The sequence below is a fragment of the candidate division KSB1 bacterium genome, assembly GCA_034506255.1.
Lineage (GTDB): Bacteria > Zhuqueibacterota > Zhuqueibacteria > Zhuqueibacterales > Zhuqueibacteraceae > Coneutiohabitans > Coneutiohabitans thermophilus.
This window is the reverse complement of the sequence record JAPDPX010000007.1, coordinates 366,268-388,176: the sequence shown is the minus strand read 5'-3', so window position 1 is coordinate 388,176 and position 21,909 is coordinate 366,268. Positions and strand designations below refer to the sequence as shown.

Annotated in this window: 15 protein-coding genes; 14 read left to right on the top strand and 1 reads right to left on the bottom strand. The window is 61.4% G+C overall.

The annotated features are described in order from the left end of the window. Positions 1–200: 200 nt before the first annotated feature. From ONB52_16345 to ONB52_16305, 9 genes are all read left to right on the top strand, one after another. Positions 201–1,496, top strand: a complete 1,296-nt coding sequence (locus ONB52_16345; GenBank protein ID MDZ7417709.1) for a Wzz/FepE/Etk N-terminal domain-containing protein — start codon at positions 201–203, stop codon at positions 1,494–1,496. After that, entirely contained in the window at positions 1,480–3,252 is a 1,773-nt protein-coding gene (locus ONB52_16340) for a capsule assembly Wzi family protein (protein ID MDZ7417708.1), read from the top strand. The genes ONB52_16345 and ONB52_16340 overlap by 17 nt, the downstream gene beginning before the upstream one ends. A gap of 112 nt (positions 3,253–3,364) precedes the next feature. After that, positions 3,365–3,859 (top strand): DinB family protein, encoded by a 495-nt coding sequence (locus ONB52_16335; protein ID MDZ7417707.1) that lies wholly within the window; start codon positions 3,365–3,367, stop codon positions 3,857–3,859. 2 nt (positions 3,860–3,861) lie between these two features. Then, positions 3,862–4,887: a Gfo/Idh/MocA family oxidoreductase gene (locus tag ONB52_16330; GenBank protein MDZ7417706.1), complete on the top strand. Its 1,026-nt coding sequence runs from the start codon at positions 3,862–3,864 to the stop codon at positions 4,885–4,887. A 104-nt stretch (positions 4,888–4,991) separates the two neighbouring features. Then, positions 4,992–5,633 (top strand): transferase, encoded by a 642-nt coding sequence (locus tag ONB52_16325; GenBank protein ID MDZ7417705.1) that lies wholly within the window; start codon positions 4,992–4,994, stop codon positions 5,631–5,633. A 118-nt stretch (positions 5,634–5,751) separates the two neighbouring features. Next, positions 5,752–6,888, top strand: a complete 1,137-nt coding sequence (locus tag ONB52_16320) for a DegT/DnrJ/EryC1/StrS family aminotransferase (GenBank protein MDZ7417704.1) — start codon at positions 5,752–5,754, stop codon at positions 6,886–6,888. A 69-nt stretch (positions 6,889–6,957) separates the two neighbouring features. After that, complete coding sequence (locus tag ONB52_16315; protein ID MDZ7417703.1) at positions 6,958–8,136, top strand: glycosyltransferase; 1,179 nt, start codon at positions 6,958–6,960, stop codon at positions 8,134–8,136. A gap of 487 nt (positions 8,137–8,623) precedes the next feature. Continuing rightward, complete coding sequence (locus tag ONB52_16310; protein MDZ7417702.1) at positions 8,624–10,051, top strand: aminotransferase class V-fold PLP-dependent enzyme; 1,428 nt, start codon at positions 8,624–8,626, stop codon at positions 10,049–10,051. A 307-nt stretch (positions 10,052–10,358) separates the two neighbouring features. After that, positions 10,359–11,615 (top strand): cysteine desulfurase-like protein, encoded by a 1,257-nt coding sequence (locus tag ONB52_16305; GenBank protein MDZ7417701.1) that lies wholly within the window; start codon positions 10,359–10,361, stop codon positions 11,613–11,615. 211 nt (positions 11,616–11,826) lie between these two features. On the opposite strand, the gene ONB52_16300 is transcribed toward ONB52_16305, so the two are convergent. Continuing rightward, complete coding sequence (locus tag ONB52_16300; protein ID MDZ7417700.1) at positions 11,827–13,626, bottom strand: M2 family metallopeptidase; 1,800 nt, start codon at positions 13,624–13,626, stop codon at positions 11,827–11,829. A 207-nt stretch (positions 13,627–13,833) separates the two neighbouring features. Between ONB52_16300 and ONB52_16295 the strand changes: the two genes are divergently transcribed. The 5 genes from ONB52_16295 to ONB52_16275 all read left to right on the top strand — a co-directional run bounded on the left by ONB52_16295 (position 13,834) and on the right by ONB52_16275 (position 21,120). Then, positions 13,834–16,191 (top strand): serine hydrolase, encoded by a 2,358-nt coding sequence (locus tag ONB52_16295; GenBank protein MDZ7417699.1) that lies wholly within the window; start codon positions 13,834–13,836, stop codon positions 16,189–16,191. An 831-nt stretch (positions 16,192–17,022) separates the two neighbouring features. Further along, positions 17,023–17,610, top strand: coding sequence for a hypothetical protein (locus ONB52_16290; protein ID MDZ7417698.1), 588 nt, complete (start codon positions 17,023–17,025; stop codon positions 17,608–17,610). 43 nt (positions 17,611–17,653) lie between these two features. Then, positions 17,654–18,280 (top strand): hypothetical protein, encoded by a 627-nt coding sequence (locus ONB52_16285; protein ID MDZ7417697.1) that lies wholly within the window; start codon positions 17,654–17,656, stop codon positions 18,278–18,280. A 396-nt stretch (positions 18,281–18,676) separates the two neighbouring features. After that, positions 18,677–20,299 (top strand): amidohydrolase, encoded by a 1,623-nt coding sequence (locus ONB52_16280; protein MDZ7417696.1) that lies wholly within the window; start codon positions 18,677–18,679, stop codon positions 20,297–20,299. Positions 20,300–20,328: 29 nt separating this feature from the next. After that, positions 20,329–21,120 (top strand): E3 ubiquitin ligase family protein, encoded by a 792-nt coding sequence (locus ONB52_16275; protein MDZ7417695.1) that lies wholly within the window; start codon positions 20,329–20,331, stop codon positions 21,118–21,120. The last annotated feature ends 789 nt before the right edge of the window (positions 21,121–21,909 follow it).

Genomic DNA, 21,909 nt, shown 5'->3' with positions numbered 1-21,909 from the left:
GATGGTGGCGGTGACGCCTGCCGCGCCATTTGGTCGCAGCGCAAAACTGTGAGAGGGGAATTTTCGGCATATGCAGAACCAGGCGGCCGCAGCGCCGCATGTGCGTGCCGCCGCCCCGCCACAGATCACCCGCACCGTCATCAAACAGCATGAGCAGTCGATAGCAGGTGCAGCCTTCACTTCCCTTCGCGGTTGACGGCATGCCCGAGCATTCTCCACAACCTTCCTTTGAAAACCTCTCTGCCAACGGCCAGCAACAGGCGGCCGGGGGAGATCACGCTTTTTCGCAGGAGGTCGATCTCCTTGCGGCGCTGGCGATTCTGCTGGCGCAGCGCCGCATGATTGTGCGCAATGTCGCGCTTGCGGCGGTTTTTTTTCTTGTTCTTGGGCTGGTGTGGCCGCCCACCTACACCGCGCGCACCACCCTGCTGCCGCCGGACAAACAGGAGCAGCAGGAATGGCTGGGTTTGCTCAACAACGCACCGTTCGTGCGTCTGGCCCTGCCGCCTGCGCGTTCGACCGCGGAATTGTTCGTCGAGGTGTTGCGCAGCCGCAGTGTCGGGTCGGGCGTGTTGCATCATCCCATTCTGCTCGATTCGATACCGACGACGCTGGCGGAGCTCTGGCAGATCTCGAGTGAAGAGAAGGCGCTGCAGAAGCTGCATCGCCGCACGACCGTGGCGGCCGGCGAGCAGGGCATCATCGAAATCCTGGTGGAAATGGAATCGCCCGAGCTGGCGGCGGCGATTGCCCGCGCCTTCGTGGCGGAGCTGGATCGCGTCAATCAGGAGAAAAGTGTCTCGGCGGCGCGCAATGCCCGGCGGTATCTGGAGGCGCAGTTGGAGCAAACCTCGCGGCAAATGGCCGCGCTGGCCGACAGCTTGACGCAATTTCAAACGCGCTACGGCGCCCTCGGCCTGGAGCAGCAGATGCAGGCGGTGATGGAACAGGCGGGCACGCTCAAGGGCAATCTCATCGCCAAGCAGGTTCAACTCGAACTCCTGCGGCGCAGCATGACGCCGGACAATCCCGCCCTGGCCGCACTCGCAGCCGAAGTCGCCGCACTGGAAAAGCAGTATCAGCGTTTGCAAACCGGCACCCCGCCGCAGCAGGCGGAGCAACGGGAATACTTGCTGCCGTTCGCACAACTGCCGGCCGTGGGCCGCAGGCTCGCGGAGTTGACGCGTGAGCTGAAGGTGCAGGAGACGGTTTGGCAGTTGCTTACGCAACAATATCATCAGGCGAAGATTCAGGAAGCACGCGATACCCCCACCGTACAGGTGCTCGATCCTGCCGTTCCGCCGGAGTTTCGCACGCAGCCCAGGCGGCTGCTGCTGTGGGTGATCGGCACGGGTGTGGTTTTTGTTTTGAGCGTGCTGGCAGCTTTTGTGCGGCATTATGTTCGCGGGCTGCAAGCGCGGCAGGATGAATGGCAAAGATGGCGGAACCTCTGGCGCGCCGGCAAAGCGCAGGCCCCGCATGAACAGCCGGTTTGATCGCATGGCGGGGCAGATTGGGCAATGGCGAAGCCGGGGCATCCCCCTCCGCTGCCGTGGCTGGCTGGTGGTGCTGTTTTGGCTGGGCGCCGTGCAGGCGCAGACCATCGAAGTGCCGATGTCGCACTGGTCCTATCGGTTGCTGGACCGCTTGCGCACGCGCGGCCTGCTCGAGTTGGGATTGACCGGCAGCCGGCCATTGACCCGCGAGGCACTGACTCGCGCCCTGCTCACAGCCTTTCTCGCACCCGGCGACCGCCTCGATCACAGTGAACGGGAGGCGCTGGAATTCGCGTTCTTTGAATTTTCCGAGGAAGTCGCACGTCTTGGCAGCGGGGAGGCCGTGCGCGCCGCCAGCGAGCGCCAGCGCGCGCGGCAGGAGAAATGGCTCGCCTGGCTGCCACGGCCGCTGTATGCCAATCGTCGCAATTTGCTCAGCCTGGAAAGCGGTGCCCTGCGTTTTTTCCTCGATCCCATTTTCCATCGCGACGCCTGGTTCAACGACAGCGATACGCTGGCGCGGCAGGAGCGCGTTTTGCAAGACACCGGCGGTTTCATGTTTTGGGGAACACTCGGCCGGCATCTGGGCTTTCATCTCAGCAGCCGCGACACCAGGGAGCACGGCACGCGCAGCTATCCCACCTCCTCGCGGCTGGCGTGGCCGCGCCATGGTTTCGCACGCGGATACGGCACGCATGTTTATCATGATGAAACCGTGGCCTATCTTTATCTCACGCTGGTGCCTGTCCGTGTGGCATTCGGCAAGAATGTCAACCGCTGGGGGCCGGGATACACCGGCGCGCTGGCGTTGAATGACTATGCGACTTCCTACGATCAACTCAAACTCAGTTTGCAGGCATGGCGGGCGCAGTTCACCTATGTGCATGCGGCGCTGCGCCAGCATCCGCCGGTGCTGGTCGCCTCCTATCTTGCGAACGGTGCGGAGCGGCAGCTTTTCGCTCACAAGTATCTGGCCGCCCATCGCCTGGAAATCGCGCCGGCGGCGTGGTTCAAACTGGGCCTGCAGGAAACCGTGATCTATGGCGAACGCGGCCTGGAACCGGCCTATCTGAATCCCATCATGTTTTACCGCAGCGCCGAACATTTTCTCGGCGACCGCGACAACGCCACCATGGGCCTCGATTTCGAGATGCGTCCGCGCCATGGCTGGCGGCTCTACGGCGAATGGTTCGTCGATGATTTTTCAGTGGCGCGCCTGGGGAGCAACTGGTACGGCAACAAAGTCGCGTGGCTGCTGGGCATGCACGCCACCAATCCACTGGGTTTGCCGCGCAGTGACTGGCGGGTGGAATACGTTCGCATCGCGCCCTACGTGTATTCACACACCTTTCCAATCAATGTTTACAAAAATTATGGCACGCTGCTCGGCCATCCCGCGGGGCCGAATGCGGATTGGCTGTTGGCCGAATGGTTGTTTTGGGGCAGCCGGCGCTGGCATCTGCAGTTCTCGGCGGAGCACCAGCGCCATGGCGCAAACCCGGTGGATCGCAACGTCGGCGGTGACGTGGACCGGCCGTTTCATGTGACCGACAGCCAGCGCGTCCGTTTCCTGGATGGCATCGTGGAGCGGCGTCTCACCTTGCGCCTGCAGGCGGGCTATGAGCTGTTGCGCAATCTGCGGCTGCAAGCGGCGCTGCAGACCATGCGCGGGCAGAATGCGCCGGCAAGTGGCGGCCGCCGGCAGGTGCGGACCCATTCCCTGTTTCTGGCCCTGGGATGGAATGCGGACGAATGAGCCGGGCTCCCGGGCGTGGGTGAGCGGCATGGAATGCACGACTCTCCCGAACCATCTGCCCGACACGGATCACGGCGGGTGTCACGGTTTCATCAAACGAGGAGAATGAGTCATGGAAGAAGATTTTTTGAATGAATTTCGGCAAACCATCGAGTCGGGGGAGAAGAAGCTGCTGGCGATTTCGGAAGCGCAGAGTGAAATGCGTCTGGCCCCGGAGAAATGGTCGGCGCGGGAGCTGCTGGGCCATTTGATCGATTCGGCCAGCAACAACCATCATCGTTTCGTGCTGGCGCAGTTGTCGGAGGATTTGGTGTTTCCGAGCTACGATCAGGACAAATGGGTGGAGGTGCAAAAGTATCAGCAGGCTTCCTGGCCGCTGCTGATTCAGCTTTGGAAGGCCTACAACCTGCACCTGCTGCACGTGATGAGCGTGACGCCCGAGGACATGCTGCGCAAGCGAAGAAACAAGCACAACCTGTACGAAATCGCCTGGCGGCCGGTGGAGAAGCGCGTGCCCATCAGCCTGAAGTATCTCATGCGCGATTATCTTTATCACCTGCAGCATCATCTCAATCAAATCTTCGCGCTCAGCGCCGCGCAATCGTGACGATGATCCGCCTGGCGCAGATCGGAGCGGGCTACTGGGGCCGCCATCTGCTGCGCAACTTCCTGGAGGCGGAGGGTGCGCAGGTGACGATGGTGTGCGATCACAACCCGGCGGCGCTCGCCGCCGTCGCGAAACGGCACCCCGAATTGCTTTGCTGCCGCGAGCCGCGCGAGGTGCTCGCGGCCGCGGAGCTTGCCGCGGTGGCGATCGCCACGCCGCCCGATTCACATTTCGCTCTCGCCCGGCAGGCGCTGGCCGCCGGCCTGCACGTCTTCGTGGAAAAGCCGCTGGCGCTTTCGGTGCGGGAATGTGAAATGCTGGTGGAGCTGGCGCACGCGCAGCAACGTGTGTTGATGGTGGGCCACACTTTTCTTTATGATGCGGCGGTGCAGCGCATCAAGGGCTATTTGCAGGAGGGACTGGCCGGCGAGCTTTACTACATCACTTCGCGGCGCCTGAATCTCGGCATCGTGCGCCGCGAAGTCGACGCCATGTGGAATCTCGCCCCGCATGATCTCGCGATTTTGCTGCACTGGCTGAACGAGGCGCCGGTGGCGATCGCGGTGCACGGCAACGCCTACCTGCAGCCCGGCATCGTGGACGTCGCCTTTCTGCATTTGCGCTTCGCCAGTGGCATCGCGGCCCACATTCAGGTGAGCTGGCTCGACCCCAACAAGGTCCGCCAGATGACCATCGTCGGCGCGCACAAGATGATCGTCTATGACGATGTGCATCCCGATCACAAGATTCAACTCTTCGACAAGGGCATCACCCGCCAGAATCTCGCGGCGCATCTGGGGGAATTCGACACTTTCGGCGCCTTTCAGCTCATCCGCCGCGCCGGCGATTTGTTGATTCCCAAATTCGAGGCCGGCGAGCCGCTCAAGGCGCAATGCCAGCATTTCATCGACTGCATTCGCCTGAAGCAACGGCCGCTGAGCGACGGTGAAAACGGCCTGGCGGTGGTCAGAATTCTCGCCGCGGGCAGCCGCTCGTTGCAGCGCGGCGGTGAGTGTGTGCCAATCTGACGGTTCCGCCGCGCCACCCGTTTGCAATCCCGCCTCTCTGGTGTGACCGGCTGGTTGTGCCGCCGGCTGCACGGCAGGGAGGGCAACCAGCCTGGAAGAGGCCGATGTCATTTTCCGCTGAGACCTACACGATTCTTCCCCATGTGCAACTGGGAAGCGGGACGGTGGTGCAACCCTACTGCCTCATCGGTTTGCAGCCGGCAGCGGCGGGCGGGGAGGCCCTGGCGACCGTGATCGGTGCGCACAGTTTGCTGCGTTCCCACACCGTGATCTACGCCGGCAACACCATCGGTGCGCGTTTTCAGACCGGCCACCACGTGCTGATTCGTGAAAGCAACCTCATCGGTGACGAAGTGAGTGTCGGCAGTGGCACGGTCATTGAACATCACGTGCAAATCGGCAATCGTGTGCGCATTCACTCGCAGGTGTTCATTCCGGAATATTCCATTCTCGAGGAGGAGTGCTGGCTCGGGCCGAACGTGGTGCTGACCAACGCGCTGCATCCGCTTTGCCCCGAGGTCAAAAAGTGCCTGAAAGGACCGACCATTCGCCGGGGCGCCAAAATTGGTGCCAACGCCGTGCTGCTGCCGGATATTGTGATCGGCGCCGGCGCGTTGGTCGGTGCGGGCAGCGTGGTGGTGGCGAGCGTGCCCGATCATGCCGTGGTGGCGGGCAATCCCGCGCGCGTCATCAAGACCATCGCGGAGCTGACCTGCCCGTATGATTTGATTGCAAAGCCTTATTGAATCAACCGTCCCGGATTTTGCTGCAGGAAAATCCGGGCAGAAACCGCAGCCCGCGACACTGCAGGCCCCGTCATCTCCTGTTTGCGGGCTTCATTCTCGATCGATGCAGGAGGCATCCATGCAAGCGACCCATGTGCAAGCTGCGACGACAGCAATACCTTTTCTGGACTTGCAAGCGCAGTACCGCAGCATCAAAGAAGAAATTGCCGCGGCCATCCAGCCGGTTTTGGAAAACTGTGATTTCGTCGGCGGCGCCGCGGTGGAGACGTTTGAGCGCAACTTCGCGGCGTTTTGTCAAACGGCGCATGCGGTCGGCGTTTCCAACGGCGCCGATGCACTTTATCTCGCGCTGCGGGCTTTGGAAATCGGACCGGGCGACGAGGTGATCACCGTGCCCAATACCTTCATCGCCACCGCTTCGGCGATCACCCGCAGCGGTGCGCGGGTTCGCTTTGTCGATGTTGATCCGGCCACCCTCGAGATGGATGCCAATCAACTCGAGCGCGCCATCTCCCATCGCACGCGCGCGATTATGCCCGTGCATCTCTACGGCCAGATGCCGGATATGGATGCGATTCTGACCCTCGCGGCGCAGCATGAAATTGCCGTGATCGAAGATGCGGCGCAGGCACACGGGGCGTCTTTGCGGGGCCGCGTGGCCGGCAGCCTGGGGATTGCCGGCTGCTTCAGCTTCTATCCCGGCAAGAATCTCGGCGCATATGGCGATGGCGGCGCGGTGGTCACCAACGATGCCACGCTCGCCGGCCGCGTGCGGCGGCTGCGCGACCAGGGCCGCGACACCAAGTATGAACATTTGATGATTGGCTACAATCACCGCCTGGATACGCTGCAGGCCGCAGTGCTCAATGTCAAATTGCGCCATTTGCCGCGCTGGAATGCCCGCCGGCGGGAAATTGCCGCGCGATACCGCCAGCTCTTGCAGGATTGTCCGGCGGTGCGGCCGCTGGCGGTGGCGCCCGGCCAGGAGCCTGTTTACCACCTCTTCATTGTGCAGGTGGAGCGGCGTGAGCGGGTGCAGGAGCGGCTGAAACAGCAGGGCATTGCCACCGGCATTCATTATCCGATTCCCCTGCATTTGCAACCCGCCTATGCTTTTTTGGGATTGCGGCGCGGCGCCTTCCCGGTTGCGGAAGCAGCGGCCGAACGCGTGCTGAGCCTGCCCATGTATGCGGAGATGAGCAATGCCATGGTCGAACAGGTCGCCACGGCCTTGCGAGAGGCGGCACTCGCCTGAGCACCCCAGCTGCCTGATGGTTGGACGGCGCGCGCCTGCCCGCCGCAACGTCTTGTCCGTCCTTTGCGCATGAATGCTGCCGACCTTCGTGTCCTGATCGTGTCGGAATTTTATCCGCATCCGGCGCAGCCGCACGCAGGCCTTTTCGTTCGTGAACAGCTTTTGCATTTGCATGGCTGTCAGACGGCGGCAGTGATCACCCCCGCGATTGGGTACCCGCCATTGCCACGCTATCGCCACCTGCGCCAGGCACAGCCGGCCGGCGGGGTGCATGACGAGGCCGGCAGGGTGCTGCTGCGCCTGCGTGTGCATCATGTGCCGGTGCTGGGGGAACGCTGCGCCCCACTGGAGTTCCTGTGGCGCGCCACGGCGGCGGTCAAGCGGTGGCGTCTGCAGTTCGATTTGATTCATGCACATTGGGCCTATCGCAGCGGCTGGGTGGCCAGCCGGCTGGCGCAGCAATTTGGCCGGCCGCTGGTGTTGACGGCGCAGGGTTCGGACATCAACCTCTGGCGGCATGAGCGCCGCAAGCGCGCGAAGCTTCTCGCCGCGCTGCACGCAGCAGACGCCATTCTCGCGCTGAATGACCGCATGCGCGCCGATATTCTGGCGGAAGGCGTTGCACCTGCAAAAGTTGTCGTTATGCCGCAGGGGGTGGATTGTCATGCCTTCCAACCGGCGGGCGCCGCCGCGCGTCCGTTGCGGCCGCGGCAATTTGTCCCGGCGTTCGTTTTGTTGTGCGTGGCGAATCATCACCCTGTGAAAGGGGTTGATGTGTTGTTGCGTGCGCTGGCTCAGACCAGCCGGGCTCTGGCGCTCGTGCTGGTGGGCGCCGGTCCTGAAACCCGGGTCCTGCAAAACCTGGCGCATGCGCTGAACCTGGAGGCGCGGGTTTGGTTCGCGGGTGCACAACCCCCGGAGACCATCCCGCAATGGATCCATTCGGCAGACGCCGTGGTGATTCCCAGCCGCAGTGAAGGCGGGCCGGCGATCCTGCTGCAGGCGCTGGCATGCGGCAAACCGGTGGTGGCCACCGCGACCGGCATGGCGCCGGCTCTTCTCACTGATGAACGCATTGGTTTGCTGGTGCCGGTGGAGGATGAAAAGGCTCTGGCGCAGGCATTGGAGCGCGTCTGCCGGCAGCAATGGGACGCAAAATTTCTCCGGCAGCAGGTGTTGCCCTTTTGCTGGGAGGAAATCGGACGGCGCCTCGTTGCCGTTTATCGTCACGTTTTGCGGAGGGAATAACGCGACCATGTGGCATTGAATTGGTGGAGCCCATGAACTCATCCCCGGCCCCTCTCTTGAAACCTGAGTTTCGCATGCCGGCTTGCGGAGCGAACTGTTTATAGCTGCGCCCCGCCCCCAAAATGCAGACTCCGGATGAGTGGCCGGTTGAATTGCTCATGATCAGGCGTGGTTTTTTGAGGAGGGCCAAACAGGCCACTTCTGCCGGGGTGGACGGCACGTTGGCCGGTAAAATTTTTTTATGCCTCACCCCCTGGATGCTTGGGCGTCGCGATCAAATCAGCGTTTCTCATGGAGGGGATCAATCCGGGTGCAAAATTCAGGTGAAAAATAGAGAGGGGAGTTTCAGGGGTGTCAGCGGAGAAATTGAATTCAAAACCAACTTGTCTCCCCCTTTTCCTCACAAGAAAAGGAGGGCAGAGAGGATGAGTTAAATACCGTCAGTCACACAAGCCGCATCTTTTTTGACGCAACGGTTTCAGGATAAATGCAACCCCCGGTCACCAATTTGGAGTTGCCGGCGGAGGTGATGCAGGCCATGGGCGAGGCCTGTGTGCGGGCCGTGGTACAGCATATCGCTGCGCTGCCCGGCTCGCCGCGCGCCAATCTGGCTCATGCCGTGGAAATCGCCCGCTCTTTGCGTGAGGCACCACCGGAAACCGGCACAGCCTTTGACGAACTGCTCACCTTTTTGATGGAAAAGGTCATTCCGATTTCCATCAATGCGGCGCATCCCGCTTATCTGGCCTACATACCCGGCGGCGGGCTGTTTCCCTCCGCGCTCGCGGATTTGCTGTCGGCAGCCACCAATCGCTATGTCGGTGCCTGGTTCGCCGCGCCCGCGGCTGCCCGGCTGGAGACCAATGTCCTGGAGTGGTTTGCGCAGTGGATGGGTTACCCTGCCGGCGCGCGCGGCATTCTCACCAGCGGCGGCTCACTGGCGGGCTTCAGTGCCATTGTCACCGCGCGCCAGCATTTGCTCGGCGAGGAAATCGGCCGAGGTGTTGTTTATGCTTCGACCCAAACGCACCACTCATTGCTCAAAGGCGCACGGCTGGCGGGCTTGCGGGAGCGCAATCTGCGGCTGCTCGAAGTCGATCACCGTTTTCGCGCTGTGCCGGAACTTTTCGAGGCAGCGATCCAGGCGGATCTCGCCGCCGGCTTGCAGCCGTTTCTGCTGATTGGCAATGCCGGGACAACCAACACCGGCGCCATCGATCCGCTGGAAGAGCTTGCCGCGCTCAGCCGCAAATATTCACTGTGGTATCACATCGATGGCGCATATGGCGGCTTCTTCAACCTGTGTGAGGAAGGCCGGCGCAAGCTCGCCGGCATTGAACAGTCGGATTCGCTGGTACTCGATCCGCACAAGGGTCTGTTTGTGCCATACGGCTGCGGCAGCCTGCTGGTGAAGGAGGGCGAATTGCTGCGCCGCGCCCACCTGCTCACCGCCGACTACATGCAGGATCAATTTACCCCGCCCGGGGAGGTCAACTTTACCGATTATTCGCCGGAGCTGTCGCGGTCGTTTCGCGGATTGAAGGTGTGGCTGCCGTTGAAGCTGTTCGGCGTGCAGGCGTTTCGGGAAAACCTCGCCGAGAAGCTGCGCCTGGCGCGCTGGCTCTATCAGCGCCTTTTGGAAACGCCCGGCTTCGAATGCCTGGTCGAGCCGGAGCTTTCGGTGGTGGCGTTTCGCTACCGCCCGCGGCGCGGCGGGATCAATGAATTCAACCGGCGGCTGCTCGCGCACATCAACGGCAGCGGCAGGCTATTTCTCTCCAGCACGCTGCTTCGCGGCGAATTCGTGTTGCGCGCCTGTGTGCTCAGCTTTCGCACGCATCAGGCCGAAGTGGAGGAGGCGCTCGAGGTGATTGCCACGGCGGCGAAGGAGCTGGAAAACGCGCCCGCCCGCTGACGCGGCAACTCGCTGCAAGCGATTCTGGCAACTGCGCAGGAAACCCCGTCAAGGCGAATAAAAAGCAGCGTGGATTCGCGCAGACGGGCGGTTCGCCAAAACTTCCGCGTGCGTGATCGTTGTCCAGGGGCATTTGCCATGCCCCTGTGGCCACCCATCGCGACGAAAACGCAGCGCCGACATCCTGTCCGCCGGCAGGCTGAAAGCTTGCGCCATGGTGTCCTCACGGTTTCAGATCCCTTCGCGGCGTGATCGTTTCTGCGGAGTGAAATCTCGATCAAATGCAACTCAAACGACAAGGCTTCCGATGAACGCTTTCCTGGCTGCCCGTTCGCTCTTCCCCGCGCTGCAATTGCGCGACACTGCCGGCCGGCCCGCGATCTACTTCGACGGCCCGGGCGGCACCCAGGTGCCACAGTCCGTCATCGCGGCGATGGCCGAACATTTCGTGCACAAATACGCCAACACCCACGGCGCGTTTGCCACCAGCCGTGCCACCGACGAGACGATTCTGGCCGCGCGCACCGCCCTGGCCGATTTTCTCAATGCCCCTTCGCCCGAGAACATCGCCTTCGGCGCGAACATGACCTCACTCACCTTTCATGTCAGCCGCAGTCTCGGCCGCATGTTCAAACCCGGTGACGAAATCCTCCTCACCCGTTTGGATCACGACGCCAATGTCGCGCCCTGGCTGGCTCTGGCCGAACAGGGCGTGACGATCAAATTTCTCGATTTCCACCCCGAAGACTGCACCCTCGCCGATGAGCAGCTCGAAGCACTGCTCTCGCCGCGCACCAGGCTGGTCGCCGTGGGCTATGCTTCCAACGCCGTGGGCACCATCAATGATGTCGCCCGCATCATTGCCCGGGCGCATGCGGCGGGAGCGATGGTTTATGTCGATGCCGTGCACTTCGCGCCGCACGGCCCGATCGACGTGCAGGCTCTGGACTGTGATTTCCTGGCATGCTCCGTTTACAAATTTTTCGGGCCGCATGTCGGCGTGCTCTACGGCAAGTTTGAGGCAATGGAGCGGCTGCCCGCCTACAAAGTCCGGCCGCAGGAACCGACCCCGCCGTACAAATTCGAAACCGGCACCCTCAATCACGAGGGGTTGGCGGGAACCGTGGCGGCCATCGAATATCTGGCGCAGCTCGGGCGGCAGACGGGCGCCACGGCGGAGGCCGCACGCTGGCAGGGCCGAAGGCGTGATTTGAAGGCGGCAATGATCGCGGTGCAGCAATATGAACGCCGACTTGCGCAGAAACTCATCACCGGCCTGCTGGCGATCCCGGGAGTGCGCGTGTTCGGTATCACGGATCCCGCCCGGTATTCCCAACGCACGCCGACGGTGGCGCTGCGCCTGGAGAAACATCCGCCGCGTGCCGCGGCCGAACGGCTGGGTGCGGAAAACATCTATGTGTGGGATGGCGATTTCTATGCGTTCGAGGTGATCAAGCGGTTGGGCTTTGAAAACAGCGGCGGGGTGGTGCGCATCGGCCTGGTACACTACAACACGGAAGAAGAGATCGACCGCCTGTTGGCCGTCCTGCAGGATCTGGCGTAAAGTCATCACTCGGTAACGTGTGCAACAGCGCAGACCTTCCGTCCTGTAGACAAAATGTTTGCGCTGCGCCTCCCACACGCCAGCGGGCATTAGGGTGTAAAAGCAGGCTGGCTGCCGGCCAGCGTGCCACCGGCATGTAGCACCGGCAACCAGCCTGCAGTGATCAGGGATCGGGGAGCAGAATGCCGCATTGCATCTGCAGCATGGAACCTCAGATGTCCGGCAGCGTGTGTTTGCGGCCGGCGTTTTCCTTTTCCAAATAATCCCGCAGCGGCGCGAAATAACGCAGCATGGCCTGCGCGCTCAAGTCCTCGCCGGTTTTCTCGCGCAACATCTCCCGCCAGTCGCGGCTGGCGCCGGGCCGCATGATATCCGCCAGAAATTTCCCCACCTCGCGGTTGCCGTAATAATTCGTCGCGTGCGGATCCTGCCCCAAAATTTTGGTGGCAATGTGATCGTGCAGTTGATAAAGCAGGATGAAGGACAGGGCGTAGTCGTAATACTGGGCGGCATCATCGTTGATGTGGGTTTTGGTGGCGGCATCACAGTAATCCTCGCCGCGCGGGCCGGGCGGCACGACGCCCTGGTATTTTTCCACCAGCTCCCACCAGCGCCGGTTGTATTCCTCCTGCGGCAGATTCCCGGCATACAGCTCATACTCGAAATGTGACATGGTGCCGGCGGAGAAGGGGATGAAGACAACGAAATTCAGCGCTTCCTTGAGCAGCGCCTGCATGTCATCGCTTTGCGCCTGTGCCGGCAGCAGCCCGCGGCTCTGCAGGAAGGGGCGCTGCATCGAAGCCAGTCCCATCAGGCTGCCGAGGGCTTCATGACAGGCGCGGTTGGCACCCTCGCGCAGCAGCGGCGGCACCTGGTCGTTGGTGTAGCTCAGGAAGTAATAGATGTGGCCCAGTTCGTGATGCGTGGTTTCATACCACTCGGCGTTGGGTTCGATGCTCATCAACGCGCGAATGTCGTGTTCGAGATCGAGGTGCCAGGCCGAGGCGTGATTGTTTTTCTTGTAAGGTGCGTCCGCCGGCAGGGGATAGAGCGAGGACTTTTCCCAAAAACTTGCCGGCATTTTGTCGAAACCCAGGCTCACATAAAAATCCTCCGCCTGCTGCACGATCCATTCCGCGGACTTGTCTTTGAGCGCGGCGTCGAGATCGAAGCCGGCGAGGTTGATCATCGCGCTCCAATCCTGCGCCCAGCGGTTGGGCAGCCAGTGTGCCGGCAGCTTCTCCGGCACGCTGGTTTGGTAGCGGCGCGCCAACTCATACCGCGCATAGGTGTGCAGCTCGCGATAGAGCGGCCGCAGCTCGCGCACCAGCTCGTCCATCAGCGCCATCATCTCGTCCACCGTCATGCCGTAATCCGACACCTGATAGCTGAAATAATCGCTGTATCCCAGAGCTTGCACCGTCTGGTTGCGCAGGCGCTGCAGCCTCGCCAGGCCGTCCTTGAGCTGTCTGCCGACCTCCTTGGAGGCCTCCCAGGCCGCCCGCCGCTGTTGCAGATCGGTGGCGGTTTTCAAAATGTTGTCGATTTCGTTGGTGGTCACCGGCTTGCCGGCGATTTGAAAAGAGAAACCGTAGAGCTTTTCGGTCTGTGCGGTTTCCGCGGCGATGCGCGCTTTGACGATGTCGGCCACGGTCTGTGGCTTGTCGGCGGCTTTGTAGAGGATGATTTGCAGTTGTTTGACCTGCAGCGGTGTCAGCTTGTCACGCTCCTGCAAAAACCGGCGCGCTTTTTCGATGTTGTCCACACTGCCCGTGAAGGCGGCCAGGGCCTCGTTGGCCTTGCGCGTGTTGTGCGCATTGGTGGTGTCGCCTTCGACGATTTTGGTGTTCGAAGCCCATTCCGCCAGCGCGGCAGCATAGGACAGCTCCTTGAACTTTGCCGTATAGCCATCGAGAAATGCCTGTGCCTGGGATTGCAGCGCCTGTGGGGAAGGTGTGCAGGCGGCCAGCAGCAGCAGTCCGCCGGCCATCCAGAGGTGGGGTCTCATCATCGTTCCCTTTCGCTTGAATGAATACGTCTCATGAACCTGCAACAAGATGGACAATCGGCGTCCGAATGTCAAGAGCAACGGCCGGCAGCGTGCGGCCAATCGCCACAACAATTTTCTTGCTTTTGAAAGCGTCCGTGTTAGTTTGCATGTCGAATTTGATGTCGAACCAGCGTGAGGAAGGAAAGCGTAATGGCCTGTGCAGCACGAATGTGGCGCTTGTGGTTCTCTCCGGTTATTTTTCTTCTCTTTGCCGCGCCCCTCCGGGTTGCGGCCGCCGGCCATATTGCACCCCGTTCCGATTATCTCGCCCTTGCCACCCAACTCGAGCACATCATCCTGCATGAAATGGCTGAAAAGGAGTTGCCGGCGCTTGCCATTGCCCTGGTCGATGATCAGGAGATTGTTTGGGCGCGCGGCTTCGGCTGGGCCGACCCCGATCGCAAGATTCCGGCGACCGCCGAAACGGTGTTTCGGGTCGGCTCGGTGTCAAAATTGTTCACCGCTATTGCTGTCATGCAACTGGTTGAAGCCGGCCGTCTCGATCTCGACGCACCATTGAACACCTACCTGCCGGAATTTCAGCCCCGCAACCCCTTCAATCGCCCCATTACTCTGCGGCAGCTCATGGCGCACCGCGCAGGTTTGGTGCGCGAGCCGCCAGTGGGCAGCTACTTCGATCCCTCTGAACCAACGCTGGCGGCCACGGTGCAGAGCTTGAATGCCACCGAGCTGGTCTATGAACCGGGAACGCGCACGAAGTATTCCAATGCCGGCATCTCGGTGGTTGGTTATTTGCTCGAGCGCCTGCAGGGCGAGCCGTTTGCGGCTTACCTGCAGCGGGCGGTGTTGCAGCCGATGGGATTGCGGCGCACTTCCTTCACACCCGATGCCCGTGTCATCCCGCACCTCGCCAAAGCCTGGATGTGGGGGTATGACGAGCGCAAATTCCCCGCGCCGACTTTCGAGCTCGGTCTGATTCCGGCTGCCAATCTCTACACCAGTGTCACCGATCTGGCGCATTTCCTGAAAGTGTTGTTCAATCGCGGCCGCGCCGGCCGGCGGCAGCTTCTCAAGCCTGAAACTCTCGAGCTGATGTTCACCCCGCAGTTCGTGCCGGCCGGCACCAAATATGGCTTCGGACTGGGCTTTTTCGTGAGTGAGCTCGCCGGTCATCGTCGCGTCAGCCATGATGGTGTGCTCTATGGTTTTGCGACACAAGTGAGCGCGTTGCCCGATGACAAACTTGGTGTGGTCGCCGTGACCACGCGCGATTGTGCCAATACCGTCATCGACCGCATCGTCAGCCACGCCCATCGCCTCATGCTCGCCCGGCGTGCCCGGCAGCCGCTGCCGGCATTCGTTTTCACGCAGCCGCTCGATTCGCTGCGCATCCGGCAGCTCGCCGGGATTTATGCCGCCGGCGAAGAACGCCTCGAGTTGCTGGCGCGCCGCGGCCAATTGTTGCTGTGGCGCGGCACCGTGTGTGCGCCGCTGCGGGCGCTGGGCGATACCCTGATCACCGATGGCAACCTGGCTTTCGGCACACGCCTGCTGCCGGTGGGGCGCGACACGCTGCGGCTGGGCGACCGCTTTTTCCGCCGCCTGCCGGAAGTGCCGCCGCCACCCGCGCCGGAAAGATGGCTGGGCCTGATCGGTGAATATGGCTGGGATCACAACACGCTCTACCTCCTCGAACGCCATGGCCGCCTGCACGCCTTGATCGAATGGTTTTTCTCCTATCCGCTCACCGAGATCGCACCCGGGGTGTTTGCCTTTCCCGACTATGGCCTCTATCATGGTGAAAAACTCGTGTTCCAGCGTGCCGGCGACGGCCGTGCCCTCGCCGTGGAAGCTGCCGGCATACTGTTCAAACGCCGCGAGCTCGGCGTGGAAAGCGGGGCGACCTTCCGCTTGACACCGCTCCGGCCGGTGGCGGAATTGCGTGAACTGGCGCTGGCCGCATCGCCACCGGTTGAACATGGCGAATTCCTCCCGCCGGATCTGGTCGATCTCGCCACGCTCGATTCCACCATCAAGTTCGACATACGCTACGCCACAACCAACAATTTCATGGGCACGGTTTTCTATGATCACGCCCGTGCCTTGCTGCAGCGGCCCGCAGCGTTGGCATTGCTGGCTGCGCATCGCAGCCTGCAGGCCAGGGGCTACGGTCTGTTGATCCACGATGCCTACCGGCCGTGGTTCGTCACCAAAATGTTTTGGGAAGCCACCCCGGCGGACAAGAAGATCTATGTTGCCGACCCGGCGCGCGGTTCGCGTCACAATCGCGGCTGCGCCGTCGATCTGACGCTCTACGAGCTGGCCTCCGGCAAACCCGTGGAGATGGTGAGCGGCTACGATGAATTTTCGGTGCGTGCCCATCCCGACTATCCCGGCGGCACCAGTGCCCAGCGCTGGCACCGGGAATTGCTCCGCCGGGCCATGGAAGAACAGGGCTTCCAAGTCTATGAATTCGAATGGTGGCACTTCGATTACAAGGACTGGCGCAAATATCCGATTCAAAACACGCCCTTTGTCGCTGCGCCCGCCGGTGCCGAGCCATGAGCCACTTTTTTCAGCATGCCCGGCACGGACCGCCAGGCAACAAAGTAAAAGCCTCTGCAGAACAACGCATGCATGCGAGGTGTGCAGCGGGCAACCCACGAGCCGCAGGCACGCCCGCACTTTTGATGACCCGTCCAGGACACGGCTCGAATGGCCCTGCGCGAGCTTGCAGAAGCAGCCGGCCGGGGTTTTAGCATGCCTGAAGCCGGCACGAGTGTTCATCACGGCGAGGCCGTGGAGAACTGCCGGGCTTCTCTTTGAAGCGCAGTCAAGTTTGGAACATTTTCAGACAGAGAGCGGGCGGATCCCACAGAAGGTTGAGGCGGGTCGATCCTTCATGAGGCGTCGGATCCGTTTCGCCATATGCTGAACCCGGAAAAAGACGGGATACACGCGCTCAGGAACGAACACCCGGGGTAATGACTGATGGTTGATGTTCAGCGAGCAATGGAAACATGCCTGCGAACATGCCGCTCCGACGAATACAAGCGAACCCTCTGCGGGTGACAGCGAGGTCGGGCACAAACCTCGAGCGCTGGCAGAGGCGGGTATCCCTGAAGCGCCCGGTGCGGGAAAACTGCGCGCCGGGACCGCGCGGGAACGGAGAGCTCTGCGTTCCCGGCGCGGCCAAAATTTTCATGAAAAGTCATCGCCCGATTCATGCCGCCGGCGCTTGCCTGTCGCCGGCAGCATGCGACACGGGCAGAGGAGAAGCCCTGCCGGCAAATTTTTGCAAAATGGCAAAGCCGTGAAGGATCTCCCCGGTCTTCCGGAGAGGGGCGCCATGGAAATCACAAAATGTCATGAGAACCACGCGAAGGAGTGTCCGCCATGCTGAAAACGATACTGTCGTATCTTGGCGCTGCGCTCATTGGTGCCGCACTGGCGATCTGGTTGTGGCCGCGCGATCAGGTGACCATCACCCTGCCACCGGCGGAATCCTATGTCGACTCGCTGGCCACTGCCAAGTTCGAAGCACGGCTGGCGGGTCTCACGCGCGTTTTTGCCAGCCCGGCAGAATATCAAGCCTTCATTGATTCGCTGAAGGCGGGCAATCGCGTTTATGTGCGCGTGCCGGTGCGTGTGCCGGGCGAATCCCGCATTGACACCGTGCAAGTCGCGGTGGATTGCTCATGCGTACCGGAGGCGCCCGGCCAGGAATTCAGCGCCCGGCTCCGGCATGCTTTCGCCTATCCGGCCGGCGATACTTCGCAGGTGCGCATCTCGGCGCGCTATGCGCAATTCGACTGGCCGCTTCACCCCTCGGGCGCCTTCAAAGATGTGAGCGTCTTTATTCCACCGGTTAGCCGAACCGTTGAAGTTCCCAAGCCCCCTTCGGCATTTTTTCCGCGCTTTTTGGGAAAAGTGGCGTATTTCGGCCTGGGAGCGGGGGCGGGTTATCTCATCTGCAAACTTTAAACCTTCGTTCTCAGGAACGAAACAAGCGAGGAAGTGAAATCCCATGCTACCCATCTCCGCGGAAATTGTCGAAGCCACCTGGCAGAAAATGGCAACCATTCCGCCCAGCCAGGCGCAAAAGCTGATCGAACAAATGAGCCGGCAACAGCCGCTCATTCTCGCCTATCTCATGGCCGCCGGCGATGACCTGCTCAATCATGCCGAACGCGAATTGCTGCTCTACATGGGCGTGGTCATCTGGCAGATGATGGAACAGGGCGACAAGCGCCCCGCCACCGTTACCGAAACCCTGCTGGAGGAAACCGACCAGCGCAATCTCAAGATGCTGGAATATCTCGCAGGGGATTCCGAGCAGGAATTCATCGACACGGTGCAGGCCTTGCTGGACTCCTGCAACCAGCGCGAAGTGTTGCGCTATGCCATCGAGACCCTCATGGAAGGCGAGGAGGAGTTGGACGAGGAGTTCGAACTCGAACGGGAGGAGCCTTTCGCATATGATGACGACGCCGGCGACGAGCCTGACGATGAGGCGAATGAGTTTGCCGGCGACGACGCAGCGGAAGATGATGATGATGATCTCGAGGAGGAATCCGACGGCAGCGTGCGTGACGAAATGAAGGGGATGATGATGCTTTATCTGAAAACCGTGATCGACTGCCTGGATCAATAGGCGTGATGAGTAGCACAACGTTAAGTTGGCACCTCCACCCCCCCCAATGTCATTCTGCAAGAGTCTTCTTGCGTGCCTGGGATAATGCCAGAATAAGCATCGATCCCGGTACTCGGGAAGATTCCCACGAAAATGCCGTAGCGCAGGCTTCCAGCCTGCCTGCGGACAAGAGGTCTTGCTGCATTTTCATTGTGATGGGTATGCAAATGCACATGGCAAATTCCTCCGGAATGACAGTTCACAGTTCTGGGTTGCGGAGCGAATTTTAGAACTCAGCGGTGTAGTATGAGCCGCGGTGCCGCTCATTCGAAATGGCGCCGCCAGGCGGTGCGCAAAAGGCGTGGAGGAATGATGAAAAAAGCTTTGTTCCGGTTGGTCGTATGCTGGAGTGGTTGCATGCTGGCCTGTCAATCCCCGCAGGAAAAGGCCGAGGTGATCTACACCAACGCCACGATTTGGACGGGTGTGCCCGAAGCGCCGCAGGCACAGGCGCTGGCAATCGCCGGCGGCAAGATTTTGGCCGTGGGTGCTGCGGATGAAATCGCGGCGTGGCGCGCGGCGACCACCCGGGTGGTCGATCTCGCCGGCAAATTCGTCGTGCCCGGCTTCATCGACAATCACACCCATTTCATGAGCGGCGGTTTCCAGCTCGCCAGCGTGGATTTGCGCGACGCCAAATCCCCGCAGGAATTCGCGCAGCGCCTGGCCGCCTTTGCGCAAAAGCTCCCGGCCGGCCGCTGGATCACCGGCGGTGATTGGGATCATGAAAGATGGGGTGGCGAGTTGCCGCGGCGCGACTGGATCGACCAGCTCACCCCGGATCATCCCGTGTTCGTCAATCGCCTCGATGGCCACATGGCGCTCGCCAATTCGAAGGCTCTGGCGCTGGCCGGCATCGATCGTCATACCGCCGACCCGCCGGGCGGTGCCATCGTGCGTGATGCAAAGAGCGGAGAGCCGACCGGTATTCTCAAAGACGAGGCCATGTCACTGGTGTATCGCGTGATTCCCGCGCGCACGCCCGCCGAACATGATGAAGCGCTGGCGCGTGCCATGGCGCATGCCGCCGCGATGGGCGTCACCCAGGTGCATGACATGGGCAGTTATGGCTGGACGGATCTCGAAACCTACCGCCGTGCCCATGCCAGCGGCGCATTGACGCTGCGCATCTACTCCTTCGTGCCGCTCGCCACCTGGGCGCGGCTGGCGGAATACGTGCAGACTCATGGCCGCGGCGATGACTGGCTGCGCTGGGGCGGCTTGAAGGGTTTTGTCGACGGCTCGCTGGGCTCGACCACTGCCTGGTTTTATCAACCCTATGACGACGCGCCCGCCACCTCCGGACTGCTGACCACCGACACGACTGCGCTGCGGCAGTGGATTCTCGCGGCTGATTCCGCCGGCCTGCATGTGGCAGTGCATGCCATCGGCGACCGGGCCAATGACTGGCTGCTCCAGGTCTATGCCCGGGCCGTGGCGCAGAACGGCAGCCGCGACCGGCGCTTTCGCATCGAGCATGCGCAGCATTTGACCCGTGCCGCGATTCTCCGTTTCGCCGGGCTGGGCGTCATTCCGTCGATGCAGCCTTATCACGCCATTGATGACGGCCGCTGGGCGGAAAAGCGCATCGGCCCGCAGCGCATCAAAACCACCTACGCCTTCCGCTCGCTGCTGGCTGCCAACGCTGCACTCACTTTTGGATCGGACTGGACCGTTGCGCCACTTTCGCCGTTGTGGGGCATTTACGCCGCAGTGACGCGCCGCACGCTCGACGACGCGCATCCCGCCGGCTGGGTGCCGGAGGAGAAAATCACAGTGGCGGAGGCGCTGCGCTGTTACACCTCTGCCAATGCATATGCCGGTTTTCAGGAACAAAAATGCGGCCGGCTGGCTCCCGGCTTCCTCGCCGATTTCGTCGTGCTCTCGGAGAATTTGTTCGAGATCGATCCGGTGCGCATTCCCGAAGTGCTGGTGTTGCGCACTGTGGTGGGTGGCCGCGAGAGTTTTGTGAGGCAATAGAGGCCGCGGCTGCGATAATGGATGCGCCAATGAAAGCCATAATGCCCATCCCGGGAATTGCTTTGCTCGCTTTGGCCGCCCTCTTCGCGCTGCGCGCGGTGCGCTTGCGGCGCCAATTCGGCCTGATCCACCTCACCGAAACTTCCGCCATCGCCGACCTGAAATTTCAGGCGGAGACCGAAGGCTGGCGGTCCGGTTCCAAACTCATCGAGGTCAAGGGCACGGTGGCGTGCGACCGGCCGCTGGTCGCGCTGCTCTCCGAAACCGCGTGCGTTTACTATGACCATTTGGTGGAATGGGAGTTCGAGGAAGTTTTCTACGCAGACGAACAAAGACAGCAGGTGAGCCACACCCGCATTGATACTGAAGTGCTGGCGCGCCAGCAGGAGCGCATCCCCTTTTGGGTCGAAGATCATACCGGCCGCGTGCTGGTTGATCCTGCAGGGGCGGAAATCATTGCCGGGCAAACCGTGTTTGAAGTCGATTCCGATGCCGGCCTGCCGGACTCGGTCATTGCGCGCGGTGCCTTCTCCATGGAAGCGCCCTGGCTCACCAGCCTGGAGGAACGCCAGCCGCGCGAGTATCGCTTTCAAGAGCACGCCATTCCCGTGGGTGCGTCCGTGTATGTGCTGGCCGAGGCCGCCTGGCGCGACGGTGAATTGTACCTGCAAAAACCGGCAGCCGGCGGCCGCTTCGTGATCAGCGTCAAGCCTGAAGAAGAGTTGCTTGCCGGCGCCCGGCGGGGCCTCTTGCTGGCGCAAGTGGCAGCGTGGCTGTGCGGCCTGCTGGGTCTGGCGGCGATCGGGTACAGCCTGATCTGATGGCCGAAAGCCTCATGTTTTTTGGGGGTCCATGGTGATTCGTATGGGCAAATCGTAACGTGGCATGCGGCCACCACCCAATTCCCTGGACGTTGATCGATGCACTGTCGCGCTGATTTTTATCAGTGGCAAGCAGAACCAAGCGGCGTCGTCAAAATCTCTGCGGCCAGAATGATGTTTTCAGGCTAATTTGCCATACCGCGCGCGGTACCCATCAAAAAAATGGGCTCTCGTAGTCGTGCCTTCAGGCACCGACTCCCAAGGGTCTGCTACAAAAGTATTTTCGTGATAATTTGCCATGCCCGTATGGCCACCCAGCGGGATGAAAGTGCCGCACAGACCTCTTGTCTGCCTGCAGGCTGCCGGCTTGCACTGCGGCATTTTTACGGCATGCGATGACAAGGCAAACGCTGATCCGGGGAAACGCTCTTGGGCAAAACCCCGCAATCAAAGTCTTGCCATGCATTACCCACATCAAGCAACATAGCGCCAAATTTTTTTTCATGGCGGAAACACATCGTTCCAGAAGCACGCCACAGCCTTCGAACCAACTTCTCATCAGCCCGCTTTTGCCGCTGCGGCTGCCTGCCCCTTTCCTGCGGCCGGTTTTTCAAGCCCCAAACCCGACCAGCCATGACCCGACATCCCGGGAAAACATGAGCGCACCGGCGAAAAACGCATTGTCTGAAAAATTCCCTTTGGCCGCGTTCGCTCGCTTTGCCGCGTACCCGCGGTGTCGGGGATGTTTGCTGCCTTGGTGTGAACCCGGTTTGTATGACTGTTTGAGGT